The sequence below is a fragment of the Flavobacterium piscisymbiosum genome, from assembly GCF_020905295.1.
In the GTDB taxonomy this organism is placed as follows: Bacteria; Bacteroidota; Bacteroidia; order Flavobacteriales; family Flavobacteriaceae; genus Flavobacterium; species Flavobacterium piscisymbiosum.
The window spans coordinates 1239485-1265645 of sequence record NZ_JAJJMM010000001.1 but is presented as its reverse complement, the minus strand read 5'-3'; the positions used below and the strand labels follow the sequence as shown (position 1 = coordinate 1265645).

Genomic DNA, 26161 nt, shown 5'->3' with positions numbered 1-26161 from the left:
TGAAATATAGAATATTTAAACCGCAAAAAACGATTCCAGTTCTTGTAAGGTTTCTTTTGAAGTTTGAATATCCTTCACCACTTCGCCTTTATTAAGAGCCACAATTCTATCGCAAACCTCTACTGTATGCTGCAAATCATGACTGGAAACCAGCACTGTAACATTTGGATTATCGGCTAAATCTTTTATTATTTTTTTTAATCGGCTTACGGTTGTTGGATCTAAATTGGCAAAAGGTTCGTCTAAGATTACCACTTCAGGATTTCCTATAAGTGTGGCAATAATCCCCACTTTTTTCTGATTCCCTTTTGATAAATCTCTTAAATATTTTTTATTGTTCAGAATCTCTCCATTAAAAAATTCTTCATGTTGCTTTAATAAAGCATCAATATCGGCTTTATTTTGATGACGCAAATCTCCAATAAAATAAAAGTATTCCTCTGGTGTTAAGTAACCTATCAGAAAACTTTCATCAAGAAAAGATCCTGTAAAAGATTTCCAGTTTTCGCTCGTATTTACCTGAATAGAATTACTTGTAATATTTCCTGTCGAAGGCTGAATAAGATCTAATAACAAACTAAAGAAAGTTGTTTTTCCTGCACCGTTATTACCCACTAAGCCAAAGCTTTGTCCTTTTGGAATTTCAAGGTTGTTAATATTTAAAACTGTAGTTCCGTTATATTGTTTTGAAAGTTGATTTACTTGTATCATGGTGATTTTAGATTTTAGATGATTGATTTTAGATTAAAAAATCTCTTGCTTGTTGTTTAAGTTTGATGTCAATTGGATAAAATTTTCATTATCAAATTGGCACATTCTCTAATTAGTTCTTTTGTTTATAAGCACTTATCGTACTGTATTTCTCGATTTTATATCTTTTTTCGATTAATGAAAAAACTTTGTCTTTTAAGATAAAACCTAAAACTCCGGCTCCGGCAACTAACGCTAATCCGATGGTTTTGTTTCCTAAATAAAGACCGATTGCATAAAGTCCTAATGGCAATAATAGTTTTGGTAAAGTCAATAACATCGCACTAACATTAAAGGCTTTTTTATCTCCAAAAGCACCGCCGGCCGAACTTAAATCGATAGGAGTTTTGGTAAATGCTCCGCCTAAAAGTACTAAGTGCGAGTTTACTCCAATATTATAAATGGCTCCAATAACAATAGTTAAGTAAATTTCCCATCCGAAAAAAAGATAAAACGAAGCGATAATGGTTGAAATAATAGTACCAATAACAATAAGCCACCATTTTGAAGTAATATAACCGCGATACGGAATATTTTGTGTCATCATTAATTGATAATATGAGCTGTCCCAACTTGGTACAAACTGACCAAAGACGAATAGAAATCCTCCGGAAACAAAAATCCCTGCAAAAATATGCATTACCTCAGGCTGATGTGTGTTTCCGAAAAAGATGAATCCGTAGAACAAAAAGAAAACACTCATAAATATCGTCGTTTTTGATCTTTTGTTCCTCTTAATCAGTTTGATATCATTTTTTAGAAAGGTTCCTAAAGTTCCAAACTGATTGAGCCAGGAAAGATTTTCGGTTGTTGCGATATCTTCTTTTTTAGAAAGTCCGGCATCTAAAAACAGATTGTTTTTGAAATACTTAACCGTAAATACATACAGTCCGGCTAATGCCAAAATTGGAATTATAAACAATCCTTTTGTTTCATAGAATCCCTGAAAAACAGGCGTTGTAAAAGTCGTAATATCAAATACTTTATAATATTGTGCTGCTCCCAAAGCCATAATAACTCCAATAAAAACAACAAATAATTTATCGATATTACTTAAAATAATATTCAGGAAATTATTGATATAGACTAAAGAAAATGCCGCTAAAAGCCAAAAAATAATTCCTGTAACATCATAACCTTCCATGGCTAGCACAATCGAAAAAGGGATGAAGAAAAGGGCATGAACCCAATTAAAAAAAGACAAAGCTGTTTTGCCTAAAGAGAAATGAACAATGGTTGGTTTTTTGAAAGGTAAAACCAATAATGGTTTTATATTCAATACCGGAATTGCCTGCATTAACAAGCGCACTACAAGATCAAAAAGAAAATAATAAATTAAAAATTGATTGATAGTCGATAAGGGTTCGAGATTCATTTTTCGTAATACATAAAATGCTCCAACGCCCATCCCGATAAAAAGTACCGAGAAATAGACCATCAAAAAACCTATTAAAATTTTCATTGCCACATTTGCACCAAAGGATGCAGATCTGGTAAAGGCTTTCCATTCGAGATAAATAAACTTTTTAATCATGGTTATTTGGTTTTCAGTTTTGTAGTAAGAGATCAAATGTAGGGAAACGTTACAAAAAAAGTTAAAAATAATTATTTCGTGCCTGACATTTAATCTCCGTTTGCTACTTTTGCATAAAATATACAATCATGCCTTCATTCTTAAAACTTATAATTAAAGAGGTAAAACGCGAAACAAACGACGCGGTTTCTGTACTTTTTAATGTTCCCGAAGAACTAAAACCTGACTATAAATTTATAGCCGGGCAATACATAAATTTAAAATTAACTCTTGATAATCAAGAAATTCGTCGTGCATATTCTATTTGTTCTGCACCAGAAAGCGGCGAATTGCGAATTGCAGTAAAAGCAGTAAAAAACGGTTTGTTTTCTCAGTTTGCAAATACCAGACTTAAAGCAGGCGATGTTCTTGAAGTTGGTCATCCGGAAGGAGTTTTTACTTTTGAACCAGATGCTGAAAGACAAAAAAACTACGCAGCTTTTGTTGCCGGAAGCGGAATTACTCCTGTGCTTTCGATCATAAAATCGGTTTTGAAAAGTGAACCAAAAAGTTCATTTGTATTGGTTTACGGAAATAAAACTCCTGAAGAAACTATTTTTTACCAGGAATTGCATGATTTGCAATTGCAATATGTAGGTCGTTTTTTCGTGCATTATGTTTTTAGTCAGGCTAAAGCCGAAAATGCTTTGTTTGGGAGAATCGAGAAATCTTCAGTAAATTTTGTGCTGAACAACAAACACAAAGAATTACAATTTGATAAATTTTTCTTGTGCGGACCAGAAGAAATGATCAATACTGTTTCTGCAATTTTGAAGGAGAAAAACGTAAAAGAATCCGCTATTAAGTTTGAGCTTTTTACTTCTTCATCTCAGGAAAATGAAATAAAAGCTTCATTAGAAGGACATACAAAGATTACTGTTTTAGTAGATGATGACGAAGTTTCGTTCGAAATGTCTCAAAAACAAACGATATTAGATGCGGCTCTTAAACAAGGAATCGACGCTCCATATTCTTGTCAGGGCGGAATTTGCAGCAGCTGTCTTGCTCGTGTAACTTCAGGAAGTGCCGAAATGACCAAAAACTCAATTTTGACAGATAAAGAAATCGCTTCAGGTTTAATCTTAACGTGTCAGGCGCACCCAACATCAGAGTCTATTTATGTAGATTATGATGATGTTTAGTCGTTAAATTCCAAAAATATTCAAATTCCAAATTCCAAACTTACAATTGGGATTTGGAATTTTTTTTGTTTGAATATTACTTTTTTTAATCTTTGTCAAAGTTTAAAAATATTTCACACGAAATAGCCATAATTATTGTCATCCCGAGGAACGAGGGATCTCCGCAAGTAGCTCGACAAAGATTGGCGATTTTGATTGCGGAGTTTCTCGCGGAGATCCCTCGTTCCTCGGGATGACAAAAAATGCGCAGCTAGGTTTAACAAAGACGAAACCCAAATTTACACCTTCCAAAATTGGAATTTGTACCCAAGCGTTAGCGAACAGGCGAAGCAATTTTTAAAATTGTAATTTATTTTTTATGAAATCAGTACGAGAAATTTTTAAAAGCAAAGAATATCTTTTAGACGAACCTGAAGTTGAGAAACTTGTAGAATATTGCGAAGAATTGCAAGATGAAATTGTTGATCTTAAATTTCAGAAAACGAATAATAAGGAACTTGCGATGCTGGACATGCTCAAAGAAGTTATAAAAGGCTGCAATGCTATCGAAAAAGAACAAATGGAACACGAACGATTTGGTTACGAAGCGCCAAATTATGAAGCAACAATTTCGAATCTTAAAAATTATATTTACAGCAGATGTAGAGACGAGAAAATTTGGCTTTAATTGGTATTGAAATAAAACCAAAATATTGCTAAAATATTGCCGATTTTTTATTATATTAGAAGTGAAATTACAGTAATCGCAATCTCCCCTTTTGTGAAATTGTAGAGCTAAATAAGATTTGTCAACGCGTTTAAATATTAAATATCATGGCAATGCATCATTACCTCCGCCTCTCTTTTATCGTACTTTTTGTAATAACCTCTTGTTTTTGCATTTACTTTATAATTAAAAAAAGAAGAAACAGAAAAGCTCCTAAATTACTTTCGGCAGAAAAATATCGTTCATCAATGACTGATGGAATGAAAGAAATATCATCTAATGACAGTTTTTTTAATATTTGGCCTTACGTGAGTGAATTAAAAGCGGCTAAAATTTTATCAAAAAAAATTAAGGAATCTGAATTAGTACATAAAGTTTACAGAAACTCAACTGAAGATTTTGAACATATTTTACTCGCTACTGAAAAAGAAAATCATTTTGTAAAAGTGGTAGTTGATAGAAACAAAAAGAAAGCAATGGGCTATCTTTTTCTTGAGTTATAAAAAATTAAATTTCAATAAAAAAAAAATCCAAATTCCAACTTTTACAATTGGGATTTGGAATTTTTTTATTTTGGAATTTCTACTACAACTGCGACTGAATACTGAAAACTACTTTCTCCGGAGAAATACTTCTCATCGCATCTTCGTAACCTTCAATTATTTTATTCCCATAGACAGAGGTTGGTAATTGTGGATATTGATTTCTCTCTGAAGTTAAAGCATTTTCCATCGTTTGATTGAAAGGCAAAAATCCTGCGTACGGATGTGTTGCACCCCAAAGTGTAACAACTTTTACTCCTAACATTGCTGCAATATGTGCGTTTCCGGAATCCATAGAAAGCATTACATCGAGATTACTAATTAGTTGTAATTCCTGCTGAAACTTTATTTTCCCGGCCATATTGATTACATTTTCAAATGGTTGAGAAAGTGAATCCAAAATTTCGATTTCTTTCTTTCCTCCTCCAAAAAGTAATATTTTATACGACTTATTCTCAGCTAATTTTGTAATTACTTCCTGCATTAAATCCTGCGGATAAACCTTAGAATTGTATTGTGCAAAAGGCGCAATACCAATTAATTTTTGGTTTTGACTGCCAATAATTTCGAGGATTTCTGAGCTTAAAGTTGCCTTTTCAGGGAAATCAGAATTCGATAAATCTAAATAAAAACCAAGTTCCTGAAACACTTTTGCGTGTCTTTCGAACATTGTTGGCAATTGTTTGAAAATCTTGTTTTCTGATCTTGTCAATTCTTTTTTGCCTTCTCTTCCTTTATCAACCGTGGCTCTTTTTTTTCCGCTTAAAGCGAAAAGTAAACTCACGATTTTGGATCTTAAAACATTATGAAGATCTGCAAAAGCATCGATTTTGAGTTTTTTGACATCGCGGAATAATCTCAAAAGTCCTGAAAAACCTTTATGACGTTCTTTTTCATCAAAAGCAAAAAAATCAAGATTTGGGATTTCGTCAAAAAATGGCTTGAAAAACGGACGTGAAATGACGGTGATTTTTACCTCTGGATACTGTTTTACAAAGGCGCGTAAAACAGGAACCGTCATGGCGACATCTCCCATTGCAGAAAGTCTCATGACGGCTATATGTTTAATTTTATTGGACAATTTTTGACTTTTAAAAATTAAATTCTGCTCTTTTCTGGTCTGTTTTTTAGCCCAGATTGAAATGAAAATCCCGGAGCAAAAAAAATAAAGTTTCTTGTTTAAAAAAAGCGACCAACGGAAGCTCTTTTTTGAACAATAGAAACTCTATTTTTTTGTGTCCCGATAGCTATCGGGATGAAATGGAAAGCTGGAAATAGCTCCAGAAATTATTTCTTATTTTGGTATAAAACAGGATTCAATTCATCGTCATTGTACATTTTCATTTGTTTGTACACTTTCATGAATTTATCTCCGTTTTCGATATCAGCAAGCAAATCATCAATTGCTGTTGATAAGTCGCTTCTTTGTTCTAAAAGGATGTTTAGTTTCTCCTGACATTTATCTCTGTGCTCTTGCGAAGCCTCTGCACGAGTAGCTTCTTCATGCATATGATAAATTTTTAGAGCCAGGATAGACAATCTGTCAAAAGCCCAGGCTGGACTTTCAGAGTTGATTTTTGCACCGTCTTTTACTTTTACATCGCTGTATTTTTGTAAAAAATAGCTATCGATATATTCTACCATATCAGTACGTTCCTGATTTGATGCATCGATTCTTCTTTTTAAGGTAAGAGCTGCTACCGGATCAATTTGCGGATCACGAATAATATCTTCAAAATGCCATTGAACAGTGTCAATCCAGTTTTTTAGATATAATAAATGTTCGAATTTATCTTTAGGATAAGGATTGTTTATAGGCTGATCTACATTATCAAACTGGTGATAATCTTTGATGCTTTGTTCGAAAACAGAATATGCTAATTTTGAAAACATGTCTTTATTTGTTAGAGTTACAAAGATACTTTTTATACTTTTATCGTGCGAATAAAACGATGAAAAAATCGTTATCGTACTGTAACCCATTGATAATTCTAAATTTTTATTATGAAAATCCATTATATTTCTGAAAATAATAGCGTTTTAAATCACTTTTTAGGTCAAATCAGAAACATAAACGTTCAGAACGACAGTATGCGCTTTCGAAGAAATATTGAGCGAATTGGCGAAATTATGGCTTATGAACTGAGTAAAGATTTATCGTATAAAGAGGTTGAAATTGAGACTCCGCTTGGCATAAAAAAAACAACCGAAATTGAAAGTGATTTGGTTTTATGTTCGATTTTAAGAGCCGGATTACCGCTTCATAACGGCTTTTTGAACTACTTTGATCATGCTGAAAACAGCTTTGTTTCGGCTTGCAGATATCATCCTAATAATGATCATGAGTTCGAAATTCGGGTTGAATATCAGGCTGTTTCTAACATTAATGATAAAACCGTTTTATTGCTTGACCCCATGTTGGCAACCGGTCAGTCTATTGTGGCGGTGCATGAAAAATTAATTCAGAATGCAACTCCCAAAGAAATTCATATTGTGGTGGTGATCGCTGCTCCTGAAGGAATTGCTTTTCTTGAAAAAAGCCTTCCTGAAAACTGCCATTTATGGGTAGCTTCTCTCGACGAGAAACTAAATGATAAAAATTACATTATTCCCGGTCTTGGTGACGCAGGTGATCTTGCTTACGGAAGCAAATTATAGTTGAGAGAAAAACGTAAATAAACTACACAAAATTAGTACATAAAAAACAATTTCGTTGTTGAGTTTTTGCTGCATGTACTCTACGTGGCTTGCTGCCATAATAGTCAAAGGAGCAATGCTAAACAACAGTAAATCGTTGCTTTTATCTGGCGAAACAATGTAAACAAGTGCGGCTATAAAAAAACAGGCTACAACTTTTTTGTATGAAGAATGCACGATTTGAGGTCTGTTTGACAACGTTGTTAACATTGATGTTACAAAAAACAAAGCGACTGCAACATATATGGAAAGTGCTCCATTTTCGTAATTATTTTTGAAATAAGTAATATCAAAATCGATTACGGCACGTTTCTGAAAAAATTCTATTATATCGATATGAAAGATCAGGGAGATCAATAAAAAGATTATTGATACTGCAAAAAGCGCTATAAAAGGTAAAATCCAGTTTCTATAATCTCTCGAAGCATGAAAAACAATCGATATAAATACTACTATTAGGAAAAGAATACACCAAAATTGAAATAAAGCGGCTATTAAAATCCAAAAAGAAGCATCGAATATTTTTTCTTTTGACGCTTTTAAGGATTGTAGCGAAATTAATCTTCGAAGTGCTAACAGAATAAAAAAGTTAGCATATATGACATTCGCATTATTAAAAATTGTGGGGAAGAATAATATAAACAATAAGTAAAAAAATATCGCGTAACCATTGTCTTTACTGAGTCCGTTCTTTTTTACGATAAAATTAACCAGGAAAAAAGAGGCTAAAATAAAGAGCAATAAACTTACTTTTTGGAACGCCAAAAAATAAGAACTCACCCATGATGGATCTTTAATTTGAAAAATAAAAAAGAAAACCAGTATTAAAATTACGACCAATGAATAATTTAATGGCGTAGATTTTTTAAAAACACTTGTTATCATAAGGATATTTTATACTTTTGTGATTGTAAATATAATACTTGTTTAAAAAGGAAAACCCAACAAGTTGAAAAAAGATTCTATTATCTGAATTTTAACTTCAATGCGTTACACAACAATAAATAACATATAATTTTATAAATTATGACAGCTTTTTTCGAAGGAATACAATACTTATTCGTTAACATTTTATTTGCTCCACTTGACTTTTTACGTCACCTAGAACTTATTACTTGGTTTGGTGCTAATACTATTAACTGGATTTTTATGATCATCTGCGCATGCGCAATCGTTTATTGGATTAAACAATTACGCATTTTTGATGACGCCGGAACAGAAAATCAAGATACTACAGCTCACTCTTTCTTAAAGTAAGTCGAAGCCAATATCTTTTCTAAAATACATCTTATCAAAATTTAGTTTATCTATATTTTGGTAAGATTTTTTTATGGCCTGTTGAAAATCGTCTCCGTATGATGTTACTGTCAATACACGTCCTCCATTACTAACGACATTATTGCCATCTAATTTTGTTCCCGCGTGAAAAACTATCGAATCGGTAATATTTTCTAAACCTGTAATTACTTTTCCTTTTTCGAAATCTTCAGGATATCCTCCGGAAACTACCATAATTGTAGTTGCACTTCTTGGATCTACTTCTAACTCGAAAGTATCTAACTTTTGATCTGCTACCGATTGGAACAACGCAACTAAATCAGATTTTAATCTTGGTACTACAACTTCAGTTTCAGGATCTCCCATTCTCACGTTGTATTCAATAACGATTGGCTCGTTTTTTACATTGATTAAACCAATAAATACAAAACCTTTATATTCGATTCCGTCTTTCTGGAATCCTTCGATTGTTGGTTTTACAATACGAGTTTCGATTTTTTCCATCAAAACAGCGTCAACGTAAGGAACCGGAGAAACTGCTCCCATTCCGCCTGTATTTAATCCTGTATCTCCTTCTCCAATTCGTTTATAATCTTTCGCTGTTGGAAGAATTTTATAGCTTTTTCCGTCAGTTAAAACAAAACAGCTTAATTCTATTCCGTCCAGGAATTCTTCGATAACTACTTTTGAACTTGCTGCTCCAAATTTTTCGTGAACCAACATGTTTCTCAATTCGGTTTTCGCTTCTTCAAGATCCTGAATGATTAAAACTCCTTTTCCAGCAGCTAATCCATCAGCTTTTAAAACGTACGGAGGTTGTAATGTTTCTAAAAAATCACATCCTTTTTCAACTGTTTCGGCAGTAAAACTGTCGTAAGCAGCTGTCGGGATGTTGTGTTTCATCAGGAATTCTTTAGCAAACTCTTTACTTCCTTCAAGTTGAGCTCCTAATTTTGATGGTCCGATAACCGGAATATGCTGTAAACTTTCGTCGTTTTTAAAATAATCGTAAATCCCTTTTACCAAAGGATCTTCTGGCCCTACGACCACCATTTTTACATTTTCCTGAATTACAAATGCTTTTATGGCATCAAAATCGGTTGGAGACATTGCAACGTTTGTAGCAATTGCTGCCGTTCCCGCATTTCCTGGTGCAACAAAAAGTTTTTCGCAAAGCGGACTCTGAATCATTTTCCACGCAAAAGCATGTTCTCTTCCGCCTGATCCCAATAGTAAAATTGTCATGTGTTGTTGTATTTAGTTGTGGTGCAAAAATAGTGGGTTTTAACCTTAAATAATAATTTTTTTTACTTACTTTTGACGTTAGTAATGCGAAAGGTATGATAATCTCATTTGGATCTAAAGAAACTGAAAAAATTTGGAATGGTATTGTGGTCAAAAAACCTTCGATTGAGATACAGCAAATTGGCAGAAGAAAACTCAGAATGCTGCATAACTCTCAAAATTTAACCGATTTGAGAATTCCGCCTTCTAATTGTTTAGAAAAATTAGCAGGCAATTTAAAAGATTTTTACAGCATTAGAATTAATAATCAATGGCGAATAATTTTTATTTGGGAAAATGGAAATGCGTTAAATGTAGAAATTGTCGCTTATCATTAAAATATTAAAAATGGAAAAATTAAAAAACATACATCCCGGAGAAATTTTATCGGAAGAATTTTTAATTCCGTTAAATATTACACCTTATCGTTTATCTAAAGATTTGAAAATTCCGCAAACCAGAATTTCTGAAATCATTAAGGGAAACCGCAGAATTACTGCTGATACCGCTTTGCGATTAAGCCAATATTTTGGAAATTCAGCTAAATTTTGGTTGGGACTTCAGGACGATTTTGATATTGAAGAAGAAGAATCAAATAAAAGCGACGAACTAAAATCGATTAAACGTTACGATTTAAAAGAAGCTGTTTAATGATTTCTATTTTTGATATTTCGCTCAAATTAAATGGTTTTCCTATAAAGAAAGCCAAAGCTGAATTGAATGAAATCGTGAATTTATCTCAAGAAGAATATGCTGTTTTTCTTGAGAATAAAAAAGAAGAAATTGTTGATTTTCATCTTCAAAACAACTCATTTTATGCCAATTTAGTTGGGAATAAAACGGATTTGAAATGGGAAGACTTACCTATTCTGAACAAACAAAATCTACAAAAACCTCTTGAAGAAAGACTGTCAAAAGGCTACTCGCGGAAAAATATTTATGTCAACAAAACGTCCGGATCCAGCGGAACTCCGTTTGTTTTTGCCAAAGATAAGTATTGTCATGCCTTGACCTGGACTTCGATTTTTATGCGTTTTGGCTGGTATAAAATAGATTTTAATCATTCGTATCAGGCTCGTTTTTATGGTATTCCTATGGATTTTATTGGATACAAAAAAGAACGTTTTAAAGATTTTTTAACGCATCGTTTTCGTTTTCCGGTTTTCGATTTATCTGATGAAATTCTGGAGCAATTCCTTCAAAAATTTAAAACTAAAAAATTCGATTATATTAATGGCTATACAAGTTCGATTGTTTTATTTGCTAAATATTTAGAACAGAAAAACATTCTTTTAAATGAAATTTGTCCCACTTTGAAAGCTTGTTTTGTGACATCTGAAATGCTTTTTCAATCGGATAAAAAATTGTTAGAAAAGCAATTCGGAATTCCGATTATCAATGAATACGGCGCTTCGGAACTCGATTTGATAGCTTTTGAAAATCCAAATGGAGAATGGCAAATCAATGCAGAAACACTTTTTGTCGAAATTTTAGATGAAAATAATAAAGTGCTCCCTTACGGGGAAGAAGGCCAGATTGTGATTACTTCTCTTTTCAATAAAGCGCATCCGTTTATAAGATATGAAATTGGCGATATTGGTATTTTAGACGAAAAAAGTACTCCTCAAAAGCCAATCTTAAAAAAACTAATTGGCAGAACTAATGATATTGCAATTCTCCCAAGTGGAAAAAAATCGCCTGGATTAACCTTTTATTACGTTACCAAAAGCATTGTTGAAGATGACGGAAATGTAAAAGAATTTATTATTAAACAAACGCAATTAGATCGCTTTGAAATTGAATATGTTTCTGATAAAGCATTAGATAATGGCCAAATTCAAAAAATAGAAAAGGCTATTTCTTTATATTTAGAATCTAATTTAAACTTTAGTTTTACCCGAAAAACAGTTCTAGAAAGAAGTAAAAGTGGAAAGCTAAAACAATTCAAGTCTTATTTATAATATAAATAAAATCTTACATTTGTTTTTTTTTAAAATTAAAAACTTATGGACGACCAATCTTTACTTTCTGAAGAAACTATTTCAGACAAAATATATTTTATACGTGGCCAAAAAGTGATGCTTGATCGTGATTTGGCTTCACTTTATGAAGTTGAAACTAAAAGGTTAAATGAACAAGTAAAAAGAAATTTATCGCGTTTTCCAGAAGATTTTATGTTTCAACTAACTGAAATTGAGTATAATTCTTCAAGGTCGCAAATTGCGACCTTGAAGAATGCTAGAGGATCAAACCTAAAATATTTACCTTTTGCGTTTACTGAACATGGCATTTTAATGTTATCGAGCATTCTAAAAAGTGATAAAGCAATTCAAACCAATATTCAAATTATGCGAATTTTCACAAAAGTGAGACAAATGCTTTTGGATACAACAGAAATTAAAGTTGATATTCTTCAGATTCAAAAGAAGTTAGAGAATCACGATAAGAATATTGAACTAGTTTTTTCTTATTTAGATGAATTGACTGAAAAGAAAAAAGATGAAAATGAAAGAGTGAAAATTGGATATAAAAAATAGTATTTGATTTTCAAGGTCACAAATTGTGAGCTTGAAACTTGAAGTCGCAAATTGCGACTTCAAGTTTTAACTTGTTGAAAATGAATACAATTATTTAAGGTCATCTTAGAGAATTGCAAAAAACAATCTTGATGTCACAAATTGTGACCTCAAGTTTCCTAAAGCTTCCTCTTTAAATATTAAGAAATAATTGGAGGTCACAAATTGTGATCTCCAATTCTGACAAGATAAGTTTTGATATACTCAAAAATCATTTAAACATTCAAGAAAGTATCTCAATTTATCCAGATTCCAATTTAAACTTTACTTTTGCCAAAAGAAAGTTTTTAGACAGAATCCAATCTACTTATGAAAATCACCATAATCGCGGGTGCGAGACCTAATTTTATAAAAATTGCCCCCATTATTAATGCTATAAAAAACAAGCAAAATCAAGGTTTTGATGTTTCATTTCGATTGGTTCACACGGGTCAGCATTATGATAAAAACCTCAGCGATACTTTTTTTGAAGAATTAAATATTCCGAAGCCAAACGTAAATCTCGAAGTAAAAAGTGGTTCTCAAGCCGAACAAACTGCTGCGATCATGATTGCCTTTGAGAAAGAACTGCTTCAAAATCCTTGTGATTTGGTTTTGGTTGTTGGCGATGTCAATTCGACTATGGCGTGTTCGATTGTGGCCAAAAAATGTAACACAAAAGTAGCGCATGTCGAAGCCGGAATACGTTCAGGCGATTTAACAATGCCTGAAGAAATCAATAGAATGCTAACGGATAGTATTACCGATTACTTTTTTACCACCTCAACTTCGGCTTCAGAAAATTTACTGAAATTAGGTTCAAATCCTGAAAACGTACATTTTGTGGGAAATGTGATGATCGATACTTTATACCAAAATATCGATAGAATTGCTGCACCAGATTTTTGGCAAGAACATCAATTAAACGAAAAAAATTATATTATTCTAACCTTACATCGTCCCGGAAATGTTGACGAAGTTTCTTCTTTGATCGAGCTTCTGCACGGAATCGATACTTTGGTTGACAACAAAAAAATACTGTTTCCGATTCATCCGAGAACTCAGGCAATTTTAGGCGAAAGCGAAATTAAATTCAAAAACATCATTTTTGTTGCTCCTCAAGGTTATTTAAATTTCATGTATTTAATCAAAAATAGTTTTGCTGTTATTACAGATAGTGGAGGAATCTCTGAAGAAACAACTGTTCTTGGAATTCCTTGTTTTACCATGCGAAATAATACCGAACGCCCTGAAACAGAAACTATAGGATCGAATACTATTGTGGGAACCTCTTTAGAAAATTTACAGAACGTATTTGGTGAGTTCCTGAAAAATGGTGCAAGAAAAAGTGGTATTCCGGAATTATGGGACGGAAAAGCATCTGAAAGAATTATTTCAATTTTATTGGATAAAAAATAATGAAGGACATTTTAATCATATCCAATTATTATCCGCCCGAAAAAGGTGCTGCAGCCAATAGAATTGAACAACTGGCCTTGAAATTAAATAAAAACGGATATGAAGTTTCGGTGATTTCTCCGTTGCCCAATTATCCAAAAGGAGAGTTATTTCCGGAATATAAAGGCAAATTCTCTGTTACCGAAAAGGTTCAGAATATTACACTAAAACGCCTTTGGATTTACCCGAGTAATAGTTCGAATATTTTTAAACGAATTGTTTCGACGCTTTCGTTTTCATCCACTTTGTTTTTCTATTTATTATTTGTCAAAACGCCCCAAAAAGTAATTGTGCAATCGCCTCCATTATTGCTTTCTTTTGTTTCTGTTTTTACACTTTGGCTCAAACGAAAAACAATAATTCTAAATGTTTCAGACCTTTGGCCAACAGCTGCCATTGAACTTGAAGTGTTAAAGAAAAATAGTATTTCGCATAAAATTTTACTTTTTATAGAACGTTTTATCTATAAAAAAGCAGCGCATATTTTTGGTCAGTCTAATGAAATTATTGCACATATTCATTCGATTTTTCCTGAAAAGAAATACTTTTTGTATCGCAATTATCCAGATCATTTTGTGGAAGATTTTCCGGAAGAAAAAGAAAACTCCGGCGAACCAATAAAACTATTTTACGCAGGATTATTGGGCGTTGCGCAAGGCGTTTTTGAACTTATTCAACAATTGAATTTAGAGAATCTAGATATTGAACTGCATATTTTTGGAGATGGTGCCGAGAAAACTCAAATTGTGAATTATCTCAATCAAAATCCAAATAAAAAAATTATATTTCACGGCATGTTGGAACGTAATGTTCTGCATGAGAAATTGAAGGATTTAGATATTGCTCTTGTTCCGCTTAAAACGAGAATTTACGGTTCTGTGCCTTCAAAAATATTCGAATATAGTGCTTTGGGTTTTCCTGTTTTTTATTTTGGAGGAGGTGAAGGTGAAAATATTGTCGAGGAAAATAATTTGGGTTGGGTTGTTCCTGTAGAAGATTTTCAGCAATTAAATTCAACTTTAATACAAATTTCAAAATTAGGTAAAGGTGAAATTCAAAAAATGAAAAAAGATATTTTTCTTCATGCAAAAGAAAACTTTAACCTTGATCGACAAATGAAAGAATTAATCGAAAATAATGCTTTTTAAGCAACTTCAATAAAATGAAAACGGGCAAATATCTAATTGAATATTTGCCCGTTTTTTTATTTTATATAACTCGAAAAATCTTTGTGTTCTTCTTTTGAAAGTTCTTCTTTTGAAAGTGACCTGAAATAATCATATGTAATTTTCATTCCTTCAGAGCGACTCACTTTTGCTTCCCAACCTAACAACTCTTTTGCTTTTGTGGTATCTGGCTGGCGTTGTAACGGATCGTTTATCGGTAATGGATGATAGACTACCTTTTGGTTCGTTCCTGTTAGTTTAATGATCTCTTCTGCAAAATCTTTAATGGTGATTTCATCCGGATTTCCAATATTTACCGGATATACATAATCTGAATGTAATAGCCTGAAAATACCTTCGACCTGATCATCTACATAACAAAAAGAACGTGTTTGCATTCCGTCTCCAAAAATTGTTAAATCTTCTCCGCGTAAAGCCTGACCAATAAAAGCCGGAATTACACGTCCGTCGTTTAAGCGCATTCTTGGTCCGTAAGTATTAAAAATACGCACGATTCTGGTTTCTACTCCATGAAAAGTATGATACGCCATTGTTATGGATTCCTGAAAACGTTTTGCTTCGTCATAAACACCACGCGGTCCTATTGTGTTTACGTTTCCGTAATATTCTTCGGTTTGTGGGTGAACCAATGGATCTCCGTAAACCTCGGATGTTGAAGCTATCAAAATTCTGGCATTTTTAACTCTCGCTAACCCTAACAAATTATGTGTTCCTAAAGATCCTACTTTAAGAGTCTGAATTGGAATTTTTAAATAATCGATCGGGCTTGCCGGTGAAGCAAAATGTAAAATATAATCTAAATCACCAGGAACATGAACAAACTTGGTGATATCATGATGGTAAAACTCAAAATGTTCTAACTTAAATAAATGTTCTATGTTTTTAAGATCTCCCGTAATCAGATTATCCATCCCGATAACATAATATCCTTCTTTGATAAAACGATCACACAAATGCGATCCTAAAAATCCTGCAGCTCCGGTAATAAGTATTCTTTTCATAGTAATTATTTATACATCGCAAATGTAACTTATTTGAAAATTATAAAAATATATTTGAGTTGATCTTTTCGAAATTATAATGCTTTAAAAATTTTAAATTTTTCTTCCACAAAAGCTTTCATTTCATTTTCAAAACGTTGCTTCGAAAATTTCATAGCATGCTCCTGAATTGTTTTTGGATCAAATTGTATCTTTTCGAATCTTATTACAGCTTCTTTTATATTTTGAGAGGTTTGTTCCTGAAAAAAAATGCCGGTCTTGTTTTCAACAATGGTTTCTAAAGTTCCTCCTTTTCCAAAGGCAATAACCGGTGTTCCGCAGGCTTGCGCTTCGACAGGAATAATGCCGAAATCTTCTTCGGCAGCAAAGACAAATCCTTTGGCTTTTTGCATGTATTTCTTTAAGCTTAAAACGTCTACAAAACCAACAAATTCTATATTGCTTTTGGCTATTTTTTGAAGTTTTTCAAATTCGGGTCCATTTCCGGCAACAATCAGCTTTAAGTGGGGTAATTCATTAAAAGCTTCGACAATTAGTTGTGTTTTTTTATATGAGACTAATCGAGAGGCAGTGAAGTAATAATCTTCTTTTTGTTCTTCTAAAGTAAAAAAATCAATATCAACGGGAGGGTAAATAACCGTTGATTCACGATTGTAAATTTTCTTGATTCTTTGGGCGATATGATTGGAATTAGCAATAAAATAATTGACATTTTCTGAATTTTGAACATCCCATTTTCTGATTTTATTTAAAACATATTTTGCGTAAAATCCCTTTAAACCTTTATCTAATCCCGAATCTTTTAGATATTGATCCTGCAAATCCCAGGCATATCGCATTGGAGAATGACAGTAACAAATATGTAATTGATCTTTTCGTGTTTTAACTCCTTTTGCTACTGCAGATGAAGAACTAATAATTAATTCGTAATTGCTTAGATCAAATTGTTCAATTGCAATTGGAAATAATTGCAAAAACTTTCTATGATTTTGCTTTGCGGTTGGTAGTTTTTGAATGAAACTTGTATTAGCTTTTTTACCGTTTAAAATATAGGCCCGATCTTCATCATTCAAAAAATCGATTAATGCAAAATGATCAAAATCATCCCAAATAGAATTTATAGAATGAATGACTTTCTCAGCACCTCCATTTACATAATACCAATCGCTAATTAGGGCTTTTTTCATTGTGTATTGGGCAAATTTAGAATTTTACCAAATCCTTCTAAATGATTTTTAATAGATTTTTCCCAAGTAAATTTATCCAGTTGGATTCTTCTTTTTTGTTTTTTTGCTTCATCAATTACTTTACTTTCTAAACATTCTTTTATTTTTTTAGATAATTCGGCAGCATTTCTTGGATTGAAGTAAATAACAGCATCTCCGCCTATTTCTTGCAAACTTGCAGCATTAGAACTAATCACTAATGTTTTTGCAGCTAATGCTTCTAAAATTGGTAATCCAAAACCTTCATATAGAGACGGAAACACAAACAAAGAAGCTTTTTGATAATAAAAAGGTAAATCAGAATCACTTACGTATCCTGAAAATATTAAAAATTTTTCTAAATTATTTTTTTTGATATAAGTATCAATTGAATTGTCCTTTGTAATAAAACCTTCTTTTTTACCAACAATTAAAAGTTTAAATTGAGATTTAAATTCGTTCGAAAAAGTATTATATGCTTTTAATAGTACAATTAAATTTTTATGAGGCTTTATATTTCCAACGTATAAAATATAATCTTGGGGAAGTTTCAAATTTTCATTATTTTTTTCTTCCTCGAATAAAGAAGAATTTATACCGCAATAAACTACTTTAATTTTTTCTGACTTCGCAGATGTATATTTTATAAGCTCCGTTTTTGAAAATTCTGAAACTGTGAAAATTATATCTGCTTTTCTAACGGCATTTTTAAACAACAAATAAGCATACTGTTTTTTAATTTTTGAAATAGGAGAAACTCCAGTTAAATGATTTACATCATGAATGGTTACTGTTTTTTTTGTGGCACGAACTGGTAAAATAGGAAAATTAAAATGTGGACACCAAAAAACATCACATTTCGGAATAATAAATGGATATAAAAATTGCTCTTTTATTGAATAAATTTTAGAATTAAATTGAATAATATCGACTTGTTTACTCCACTCAAATTCTAAAATCTCTTTTTTGTTTCCCATTACAACAACCTCATCAAATGCAATGATTATTTCTGGTAATATATTTTTTAAATATGTACCAATACCAGAAGCATTTATCATACGAACATCAATGACCAATTTCATATATTTCTATATTTTAAACTTTTAAACCTTCTTCAAAAATAGTTTTTTAAAATTTATCTTATTTGATTTTTTTTTTTAGATAATACCAATATATCTTTAACAAAAATTTCAAATTTGAAAAATCATTAACAAATGAAAAAAATCGCTTTTATAATTGCTATTTCTTTATTAATTATCTCTTGTCAAGAGCCTCAAAAAACAACAGAGGAAAAAAACCAAATAGGAAAATACCAAATGACTGTTATTCAAAGAGCTGATACAGGTGAGGTTTGTTTATTTGTATTAGATACCGAAACTGGTTCTGTTACTATGAGAAATGATAAATCAGGTTCTTGGGCACCTCAAGGTAATCCTGAAGATTCTGTTGATAAATCACTCTAAAAACTTGGCTCCAAATGTATGGAGCCTTTATTTTACATAATTGTGATTAAAAATATTTTTTTAAGCTTCGGAATTAATTTTATTAATTTTTTATTTCCTGTAATTTTAATTCCATTTTACATTCAGGTATTTGGAATTACTAACTATGGCTTAATTGCTATTTCACTAGCTTTAATTAATTACATTTCTGTTATTAATGATTATTCCTGGAATGCTCTTGGACCTATTAAAATAGGCAAGTTACAATATAATTCTACAGCCATTAGTCATTATATTTCTACAGTAATAAACACTAAGTTGTTACTAACTATTCCTTCTTTTTTGCTTCTTTTTTTACTTGTACACTTATACAATGATATTAGTAATAATTCTTTGCTATTTGCTTCTCTTTTTGTTATGCTATTTTCACGTACACAAAATGCGCATTGGATTTTTATTGGTTTAAATAAAGTAAATATCTATTTTATTATTAATTCAATATTCAAAATAGCTTGTTTGTTAACAATATTATTGTTTGTAAAAAGCAAAAATTCTTTTCAGATTTTATTTTTTATACTTGGCGTATTTGATAGTCTGATTTTTATTGTTTCCTATTTCTATCTAGCCATAAAAGAAAATTTTACTTATTCACGAACTTCATTCAAAGAGATTTATTCAGAATTACAATATGGTTTTAAAATGTTTCTAACCAATTTAACAATTTGTTCTATATTAAACTCTGGTACTTTGATTTTAGGTGTGTTTTTTGAATCTAAAGTTGTAGGTATGTACAGTGTTGCTGAGAAAGTTATTATGTTAGGAAAACATTGTATAGGTGTTTTATTTCAAGGTGTGTTCCCTAAAATATGCAAAATTGGTGTTTCATCTCTATTAGAATTAAACAAAAATTTACGATTAATTTTCAAATCCTATTTAGTACTTTTTTCTGTCGGGACAATAATTCTAATTCTTTTTTCAGAGCAAATTATCTCAGTCTTAAGTAGCGTTTACATCTTAGAATCAAGTAGATATTTAATTTTACTTTCGCCAATTCCTTTAATTGCTTCTTTAAATCAATCTGCATACATGTCTTTACTTTTACATGAAAAGAAAAACATTTACTTTTCTGGTTATTTTATAGGATTAGTTATAAATATTATACTTTCGTTTCTTTTATCTTTTTTGTTTAAAGTTGAAGGAATGATTGCAACCCTCATAATAACCGAATTATTTATTACTTTGTATCTTAATTATAAAGTTCAAAGTAACAAAGATTTAAATTTCTTTAGTAAATGATTAAAGTTGGATTTCTTGTTTCTTATGATTTTAAGTATTTATACAAATCGATTCCGTTAGTATATGATGCTTCAGATTTGATTGTTCTTGCAGTAGATAAAGATCGTTTGACCTGGAGTGGAAATCCATTATTTATAGATCCTCTTTTTTTTGAGTGGATTAAAGAATTTGATACTTTAAATAAAATTACTATTTACGAAGATACTTTTTACATTGCTGAAAATTCTCCTGCTGAAAATGATACCAGAGAGCGTAATTTACTAGCAAAAGCAATGGGCGATGGAGGCTGGCATATTCAAATTGACAGCGATGAATATTTTAATGATTTTAAAAACTTTACTTCTTTTTTAAAAGAAAAAAATCATTTTTTGATAAATCCAAAAACAAAACCCGTTGAGATTCATGTACAATGGATTACATTATTTAAAAAAGTACAGGGTGGTTTTTTATACATAAAGGATTCATTTGATGCCATAGAAGTTGCTACTAATTACCCTAAATATAAATACATGAGGGCAACAAGGCACTCAAAAAAAATAATAACCAAATTTGTTTTATTACATCAATCCTGGGCAAGAGACGAGGACGAAATCTACACTAAAATAACCAATTGGTCTCATAGAGATGATTCTGATAATATCGCTTTTTATCAATTTTGGAAAAATATAAATTTAAATAATTATACTGAGTTTAAAAATTTTCATGAAAATGACCCAACAAAATGGAAATCTTTGGGTTTTATCTCCGAAAATGAAATTGATTCTCTAAAAATAGATATTAGTAATTTTCAGTTATTTAAATTAAAAAGCAAAAAAAAAATAATTCAATTTATAAGAGAAAAATTACCTGACTCTTTACAGGATAAAATTAAATTTGTTTTTAAAAAGCTTACTAAATGATAATAGAAACTAAAAAAAATAAAGCAACAATCGTTTCATTATATCTTTTAGCTTTTGCTTCAGCTTTATATATGTTTGAAGCAGTACAAGTTATTATAATGGCTATTGCTAGTTTATTTTTACTACTTCAATATCGTTCTGCGAAAAATTTTTTTTCAATAAAAAAAGTTCCGTTTCTACTTTCGTTTTTTGTTTTACTTTGCTTTAATCTTTTTTATTTTAATAATAAGAGCATTCAGGTTATTGCTAATAGTTTTCTTTTGTTTATTGTGCCTTTGTTTAGCTCATTTTTATACGAATCAGATTTTTTTATAAAAAACAAGCAACGAATACTTTTGACCTATTGTTTTTCTATTACTTTAATAAGTATTTTTATTGTTTGCTTCTATATCAACGACATTCCTAACCACCATTTTAACTGGTATTTTGCCCGATTTAATTTAGAGAATACCATACATATTCACGGTACTTATATTAGTCTTTGGGTAGGAATAGCAATCCTTTTAGTTTCTGATTTTTTAATTCATGATAAGACCTTAAATACTAAAATTAAAACCTGTCTTATACTTGTAATCGCACTATTACTGCTAAGTTTAATAGTAATAAATACGCGAATCATTCTTTATTCTATTATTTTTTTAAGTGCTTTAAACTATTATTTTTTTGCTTTTAAAAGCAAAAAAATGAACTCAAAGGTTGTTGTAATTATGTTACTTTTAATATCTCTTGTAGTGCTTTTTTTATCACAGCGTTTTCAGGATGACATTCAATTTTTGAATAAAAACAACATTAAAAATTCATCTCGTTATACGATTTGTTATTGTTCTTTACAAACCATAGCTGAATCAAATTTTTTAGGAATGGACAATCATTTAATCCAATCTAAACTAAATAATTGTTATGATAAATATGGTTTTAGTGACCTTTCTAAAGACAATTTAAATGCACATAATCAATATTTGGATTTTTTTTTAAAAGGCGGATTTGTTCTCTTTATTCTATTTGTTTTAATGCTTTTTATAAAACTAAAAACTGCTCTAAAGAGTAAAAATTACCTCTATTTTTTAATAACCTTATTATTTACTTTTTCTTTTTTAACTGAAAACATTCTAGTACGTCAGTATGGAATCTATATTTATATGTTTTGTGACATTCTCTTTTTAGGTTCTGTCCTGCCTAATAAAAGTCATTGTACAAATAAAATAGAAAAAAGCTAAAGTAGGTATTAGCAACATACAACCATCGCTAAAGCATACAAACAAATAAGTTATGACTCCTAGAAAATAAATAAAGTTGTTGTTTTTGGTTTGAAGAAATAAATAAACCGGTGCAAAAAATGAAATACAAAATAGTAATAAACCTATGACTCCAAACTGTCTAAAAATTGATAAATAAACTATTTCATCAATTATAGTGTATGCTTTACTCCCAAAAAATGTTATTTCATTTACTTTTCTAATTTGTAAAATTCTGCCTCCTAAATTAGAATCAAGAATAAATCCTTGTAAGGATCCATATTGAAAATAACGCGTCATAACTATCGATCCTATAATAAATAGCAATAAAGCTCCTAATAAATACACTTTGGCAAGTTGTAATAACTTGTTTCTGTAAAGGATTAAAAAATAAAAAATTAATCCTATCCAAACTGTTCGGGATAAAGTAAGAATTAAAGCTAAAATTACAATGAAGATCTTAAATTTTGATGCAGTTTTATTATAAAAAACGGGAAATAACATTAGCGTGCAAACTCCAAAAATATTACCATTATTGTAGGTAGATATTAATTTAGCAACAGATCCTCTTTGATTAAATTTAGATCTCGCTAACTCTCCTAAATCTGCAGCGTTTACTGTAATATAAGGTATTTCTAAAAAATGTCCTGTTATTTGTTTGTAAATAAATAAGAAGATCCCGTAAATAGCAATCCAAAAAACTGATTTAGCAATTAAATTCTGAATATAATCACCATTTATCTTAGTTAAAAAATTACCTAAAATAATGTAAAATAAAAAGGGCAAAAAAACAAAACTAATATAAAAAGCAATTAGATTTCCCAGGCTGCCTTCATATCCAAAAATTAAAAGGTGAATTGTAAAAAAAAGCACAAAAGGCAATGTAGCTAGATAACACATGTAATGCTTACTATTAACGGTAAATTTGTATTTATTAACAATTATAATTATTGATAAAATAAATAATAATCCTAAATACAAATAGCCCCATGTGATAGGCACGCCAGCAATTTTAAAACCTCCTTTGGGTATGATAACCAATAAAAGAACAGCTATAAAAAAAAGAATTTCTCTTAGTCTTTCATTGTTTAATTTAAGCAGTAAAATATTCTTCATCTTAAAATAAGAAATGACTAATGAATTAAAAAAACAATTTTATTATACTTGTAATGCTTGCTGTTTTTTATAAAATCGTTTGATAAAAACAATGAAAATAAAGACAAACACCAACAATATTGGCAATATAATTTTAAGTTTTCCTTTAACAGATTCCGTATTCTCCATATTAGTTGTAACTGAACTCTCTTTTACAATTTTATCAGATGTTATAAGGTCTATTTTATAATTTGCATTTTCTCTTATTAAACCGTCTTTCGTTTTAACCAAATCATTTAATTGTGTGTTTTCATTGTAATAAACCAATTTATCATGGCTTGAACTACCCGAAACTGGAACTTTGTTTAAAACAGCGTCTATCTGCGAAATAATCTCTTCATTCTTTTTTATTTTTTCTTTGATGTTTAATACCGAAACTTTTTGAATATCTATATAATATTTACTTGAATTGATATAATTCAATAATGCATTTGCATAAATTCCGTCTTTTGATAGGCTTTTTGTTGAAAAATTAATAACATAAAATGGATAATTTTTACTTGTAGTTGTCTCCTTAATAACAGATTTTAAATCGCCATTATTGGTTATTAACTTTAATACTTCGAGATTTTGCTCGTTGTTATTAACAAACTTAAATACATCTACTATGGGTTCAATCGAAATCTTGCTTAGTGTCGGTTTTTGTGAAATACCAATTGATTTAAAAAATGCTGTATCATTCGTTAGTATCTTAGATTGAATTAAATCGACCTTAGCATACAAATAATCAACACTTCCAAAATTAGGTTGAACAATTATCTGATTGTCATATGTTTTTTGAGTCTTATCTAAAAACCACCCCAAACCAAATCCCGCCAAAATTAAGATCAAAACAATGATCCAGTTTCGAATAAAAAACTGAATTGCTCTAAAAATAGAAGTATTAATTCCGTTGAAAAAATTACTTATTTTTTTAGAAATCACGACTAAATCAATTTCTTGATCTTCATTGTTTTGGGGTACTTTTGTACTCATTTATCCTTTTATTTTACGTTGAAAATTTGTTCCAGAATTTTAATAGTAATCAAATATGTTGGTTTTACACCTGTTGTTCCTAATCCGCCTGAAGCTAATGTACTTCCGGTTTCAAGAGGATTATCTGAGGCATAATAGGCATAACGAACTTTGATATCGTGCGGAACACTTTTTCTAATTTTTGATGCCGATTGAATGGCTTTCTGATAGTAAGATCCTTCCATTTCAAGACCAATTACTCCCCAGGTCGATTCGTGAAAGAATTTCAGTAAATCTCTATTTTGTAATGATGTTCCTAAAACGGTAACCATTGCACCTTCAAAAACAGCAATGTCGTTTCCTTCGAACATTGCGCCAGTTAATTCATTTTCGAAGAAATAATTATCCGCCGTTCCTTCGTTTATATGCGCTGTAGGAATCATGATATCGCCTTTTCCGCCTTCCAGAATTCCGGCTTTACCCATTATCGAAACTGATCTTACATTTAGTAAAGTTTCTTTTTTATATGGTTTTAAAAGTTCGTCGATCGTTTCGTAAGCTTGTTCTCCAAAAGCATAATCCATTACAATAATAACCGGAGCCGCTTGGTCAACAACTGTTTTTGGAAATGCAGTTTTTGCCCAGTCAATTTTGGCAGTATCAAAAATTTGAACGTCGATATTCGTTCCTGAACTATCAGGCAGTGAAATCATACCATTTTTTAAGGCTAATTCTTCGACAATACTTCTGGTTTCTTTTGCACCTGATTTACTTAATTCTTCATAAATATAAAAATCAGACTTGTCCTTGAATTTTGTTTTCAACAACGGAGTTACAAAAATAGAATTCATCACACTGTGCATGTTTGCACTTATTACATGAATTGGACGCTTTAAAAGATTGTTTGCCTTAAGCACTTCCTTAATGTTGGTTGCCCAGATTTCACCGTGAATATGGTGTCCTAAACGTTCTCTTAATACAGGACTAAAAGTTATGGTACGTTTATTATTATCGATCACTTCTTCGATTGCTAATTTTCCTAACCAATAAATAACATGCAGGAAACGATCCGGAGCATTTTCTGATCCAAAAGCGTCATAGATATCCAAAACTTCTTCGAAAGTTCTTGCTAAAATATTGGCAACATGCGAAATTGCTTTTTCTTTTTCTATTTGAGAAAGCTTTTTGGTTTGTAAAACGGCTTGCTCTAATTTTAACCAATCGCGCGAAACTTCGCCTCCATCGTCTAATAAAACCCTGTTTTTGATTTTATGAGATTCAATAAAAATAAAAGTCAAATGCGTCAGGATATCATAAATATCTGATCTCCCGCGAGTGATTTCAACATTCATTTGTTCTTCGTCGATTCTGTAACAATTACGTCGCCTTTTTGGAGGAACAATGGCCTGAAAATGCGATTTAGAATATCCTTCGTCTGAAGTTAAATTGATGAATCTACATTGTTCGATTCCTATTGGCAAACGTTCTATAACGTACAAAAGTCCGTTAAGTTCTACTTTTTCTTCGCCTATATTTCCGTAAATTTCCGGACGTAATGCCAGTAATGATTCGCGTAAACTATCGCCCGAAACCCCCATAGGTTTATAAAACCCACGGTTGAATAAGTGGCGCATTGTAATGTACATTTTTTCGATTGCGGCAGATGATTCCTGCGCTCTTGATCTTGATATATGTTTGGTTTCTTTCATGCTATTTTATTTTAAAAAATCTTCTGTTTGAGAAGATGTAATATTTGTATTTATTAAACGAAATTAGGAATTAAAAATGTTAATTCAACTGAA

The 26161-nt window shown here is 31.0% G+C and carries 27 protein-coding genes; 15 read left to right on the top strand and 12 right to left on the bottom strand.

Annotated features, from left to right (window positions below):
* Positions 1–15: 15 nt before the first annotated feature.
* Positions 16–711 carry an ABC transporter ATP-binding protein gene (locus tag LNP81_RS05740; RefSeq protein ID WP_065451766.1) on the bottom strand — a complete coding sequence of 232 codons (696 nt, stop codon included), beginning with the start codon at positions 709–711 and terminating at the stop codon, positions 16–18.
* Between the two features lie 112 nt (positions 712–823).
* A complete protein-coding gene (locus LNP81_RS05735) occupies positions 824–2284 on the bottom strand; it encodes a DUF5687 family protein (protein ID WP_230034119.1) in 1461 nt (486 codons plus the stop codon).
* A 128-nt stretch (positions 2285–2412) separates the two neighbouring features.
* Here LNP81_RS05735 and LNP81_RS05730 point away from each other — a divergent pair, with 128 nt between their 5' ends.
* The 3 genes from LNP81_RS05730 (at position 2413) to LNP81_RS05720 (ending at position 4674) form a co-directional block, all read left to right on the top strand.
* Positions 2413–3465: a ferredoxin--NADP reductase gene (locus LNP81_RS05730; protein ID WP_230034118.1), complete on the top strand. Its 1053-nt coding sequence runs from the start codon at positions 2413–2415 to the stop codon at positions 3463–3465.
* Between the two features lie 358 nt (positions 3466–3823).
* Positions 3824–4132: a hypothetical protein gene (locus tag LNP81_RS05725; RefSeq protein ID WP_230034117.1), complete on the top strand. Its 309-nt coding sequence runs from the start codon at positions 3824–3826 to the stop codon at positions 4130–4132.
* Positions 4133–4278: 146 nt separating this feature from the next.
* A complete protein-coding gene (locus tag LNP81_RS05720; RefSeq protein ID WP_230034116.1) occupies positions 4279–4674 on the top strand; it encodes a hypothetical protein in 396 nt (131 codons plus the stop codon).
* An 82-nt stretch (positions 4675–4756) separates the two neighbouring features.
* On the opposite strand, the gene LNP81_RS05715 is transcribed toward LNP81_RS05720, so the two are convergent.
* Entirely contained in the window at positions 4757–5764 is a 1008-nt protein-coding gene (locus tag LNP81_RS05715; RefSeq protein ID WP_230034114.1) for a glycosyltransferase family 9 protein, read from the bottom strand.
* 236 nt (positions 5765–6000) lie between these two features.
* Positions 6001–6606 carry a DUF4254 domain-containing protein gene (locus LNP81_RS05710; RefSeq protein WP_194615027.1) on the bottom strand — a complete coding sequence of 202 codons (606 nt, stop codon included), beginning with the start codon at positions 6604–6606 and terminating at the stop codon, positions 6001–6003.
* A gap of 111 nt (positions 6607–6717) precedes the next feature.
* Between LNP81_RS05710 and upp the strand changes: the two genes are divergently transcribed.
* The gene (upp, locus tag LNP81_RS05705; protein WP_230034112.1) at positions 6718–7371 is read left to right on the top strand and encodes a uracil phosphoribosyltransferase; all 654 of its coding nucleotides are present in this window, start codon (positions 6718–6720) and stop codon (positions 7369–7371) included.
* Here upp and LNP81_RS05700 read toward each other — a convergent pair.
* A complete protein-coding gene (locus tag LNP81_RS05700) occupies positions 7366–8295 on the bottom strand; it encodes a DUF6427 family protein (protein WP_230034110.1) in 930 nt (309 codons plus the stop codon). The two genes, upp and LNP81_RS05700, sit on opposite strands and share 6 nt — an antisense overlap.
* Positions 8296–8436: 141 nt before the next feature.
* Here LNP81_RS05700 and LNP81_RS05695 point away from each other — a divergent pair, with 141 nt between their 5' ends.
* On the top strand, positions 8437–8667 hold the full coding sequence (locus LNP81_RS05695) for a DUF6341 family protein (protein ID WP_041519835.1): 231 nt from the start codon (positions 8437–8439) through the stop codon (positions 8665–8667).
* Here LNP81_RS05695 and purD read toward each other — a convergent pair.
* Complete coding sequence (purD, locus tag LNP81_RS05690; RefSeq protein ID WP_173971312.1) at positions 8659–9933, bottom strand: phosphoribosylamine--glycine ligase; 1275 nt, start codon at positions 9931–9933, stop codon at positions 8659–8661. The two genes, LNP81_RS05695 and purD, sit on opposite strands and share 9 nt — an antisense overlap.
* A 95-nt stretch (positions 9934–10028) precedes the next feature.
* Here purD and LNP81_RS05685 point away from each other — a divergent pair, with 95 nt between their 5' ends.
* The 6 genes from LNP81_RS05685 to LNP81_RS05660 all read left to right on the top strand — a co-directional run bounded on the left by LNP81_RS05685 (position 10029) and on the right by LNP81_RS05660 (position 15133).
* Positions 10029–10310 (top strand): type II toxin-antitoxin system RelE/ParE family toxin, encoded by a 282-nt coding sequence (locus LNP81_RS05685; protein WP_230034108.1) that lies wholly within the window; start codon positions 10029–10031, stop codon positions 10308–10310.
* Positions 10311–10320: 10 nt separating this feature from the next.
* Positions 10321–10623 carry a HigA family addiction module antitoxin gene (locus LNP81_RS05680; protein WP_230034106.1) on the top strand — a complete coding sequence of 101 codons (303 nt, stop codon included), beginning with the start codon at positions 10321–10323 and terminating at the stop codon, positions 10621–10623.
* Positions 10623–11933, top strand: a complete 1311-nt coding sequence (locus LNP81_RS05675) for a phenylacetate--CoA ligase family protein (protein WP_230034104.1) — start codon at positions 10623–10625, stop codon at positions 11931–11933. The genes LNP81_RS05680 and LNP81_RS05675 overlap by 1 nt, the downstream gene beginning before the upstream one ends.
* 45 nt (positions 11934–11978) lie before the next feature.
* On the top strand, positions 11979–12509 hold the full coding sequence (locus LNP81_RS05670) for an ORF6N domain-containing protein (protein ID WP_230034102.1): 531 nt from the start codon (positions 11979–11981) through the stop codon (positions 12507–12509).
* A gap of 348 nt (positions 12510–12857) precedes the next feature.
* Positions 12858–13946, top strand: a complete 1089-nt coding sequence (gene wecB / locus LNP81_RS05665) for a non-hydrolyzing UDP-N-acetylglucosamine 2-epimerase (protein ID WP_230034100.1) — start codon at positions 12858–12860, stop codon at positions 13944–13946.
* Complete coding sequence (locus LNP81_RS05660) at positions 13946–15133, top strand: glycosyltransferase family 4 protein (protein WP_230034099.1); 1188 nt, start codon at positions 13946–13948, stop codon at positions 15131–15133. The genes wecB and LNP81_RS05660 overlap by 1 nt, the downstream gene beginning before the upstream one ends.
* 56 nt (positions 15134–15189) lie before the next feature.
* On the opposite strand, the gene LNP81_RS05655 is transcribed toward LNP81_RS05660, so the two are convergent.
* From LNP81_RS05655 to LNP81_RS05645, 3 genes are all read right to left on the bottom strand, one after another.
* On the bottom strand, positions 15190–16173 hold the full coding sequence (locus LNP81_RS05655) for a UDP-glucuronic acid decarboxylase family protein (protein WP_230034098.1): 984 nt from the start codon (positions 16171–16173) through the stop codon (positions 15190–15192).
* Positions 16174–16247: 74 nt separating this feature from the next.
* Positions 16248–17360 carry a glycosyltransferase gene (locus LNP81_RS05650; protein ID WP_230034097.1) on the bottom strand — a complete coding sequence of 371 codons (1113 nt, stop codon included), beginning with the start codon at positions 17358–17360 and terminating at the stop codon, positions 16248–16250.
* Positions 17357–18460 (bottom strand): glycosyltransferase family 4 protein, encoded by a 1104-nt coding sequence (locus tag LNP81_RS05645; RefSeq protein ID WP_230034096.1) that lies wholly within the window; start codon positions 18458–18460, stop codon positions 17357–17359. Before LNP81_RS05645 ends, LNP81_RS05650 begins: the two co-directional genes overlap by 4 nt.
* Before the next feature lie 132 nt (positions 18461–18592).
* Here LNP81_RS05645 and LNP81_RS05640 point away from each other — a divergent pair, with 132 nt between their 5' ends.
* From LNP81_RS05640 to LNP81_RS05625, 4 genes are read left to right on the top strand one after another with little or no spacing between them, the layout of a single operon-like run.
* Positions 18593–18841: a hypothetical protein gene (locus LNP81_RS05640; protein WP_230034095.1), complete on the top strand. Its 249-nt coding sequence runs from the start codon at positions 18593–18595 to the stop codon at positions 18839–18841.
* An 18-nt stretch (positions 18842–18859) separates the two neighbouring features.
* A complete protein-coding gene (locus tag LNP81_RS05635; RefSeq protein WP_230034094.1) occupies positions 18860–20116 on the top strand; it encodes an oligosaccharide flippase family protein in 1257 nt (418 codons plus the stop codon).
* The gene (locus LNP81_RS05630) at positions 20113–21015 is read left to right on the top strand and encodes a hypothetical protein (RefSeq protein WP_230034092.1); all 903 of its coding nucleotides are present in this window, start codon (positions 20113–20115) and stop codon (positions 21013–21015) included. Before LNP81_RS05635 ends, LNP81_RS05630 begins: the two co-directional genes overlap by 4 nt.
* Positions 21012–22232, top strand: coding sequence for an O-antigen ligase family protein (locus LNP81_RS05625; RefSeq protein ID WP_230034090.1), 1221 nt, complete (start codon positions 21012–21014; stop codon positions 22230–22232). Before LNP81_RS05630 ends, LNP81_RS05625 begins: the two co-directional genes overlap by 4 nt.
* Here the strand turns inward: LNP81_RS05625 and LNP81_RS05620 are convergent.
* Genes LNP81_RS05620 through LNP81_RS05610 form a run of 3 tightly spaced genes read right to left on the bottom strand, consistent with a single transcriptional unit; the run spans position 22176 to position 26068 of the window.
* Positions 22176–23366 carry a hypothetical protein gene (locus LNP81_RS05620; protein WP_230034088.1) on the bottom strand — a complete coding sequence of 397 codons (1191 nt, stop codon included), beginning with the start codon at positions 23364–23366 and terminating at the stop codon, positions 22176–22178. The genes LNP81_RS05625 and LNP81_RS05620 overlap by 57 nt on opposite strands.
* 42 nt (positions 23367–23408) lie before the next feature.
* Entirely contained in the window at positions 23409–24380 is a 972-nt protein-coding gene (locus tag LNP81_RS05615) for a hypothetical protein (RefSeq protein ID WP_230034086.1), read from the bottom strand.
* An 8-nt stretch (positions 24381–24388) separates the two neighbouring features.
* On the bottom strand, positions 24389–26068 hold the full coding sequence (locus tag LNP81_RS05610) for a DUF6909 family protein (protein ID WP_230034084.1): 1680 nt from the start codon (positions 26066–26068) through the stop codon (positions 24389–24391).
* Positions 26069–26161: the final 93 nt, after the last annotated feature.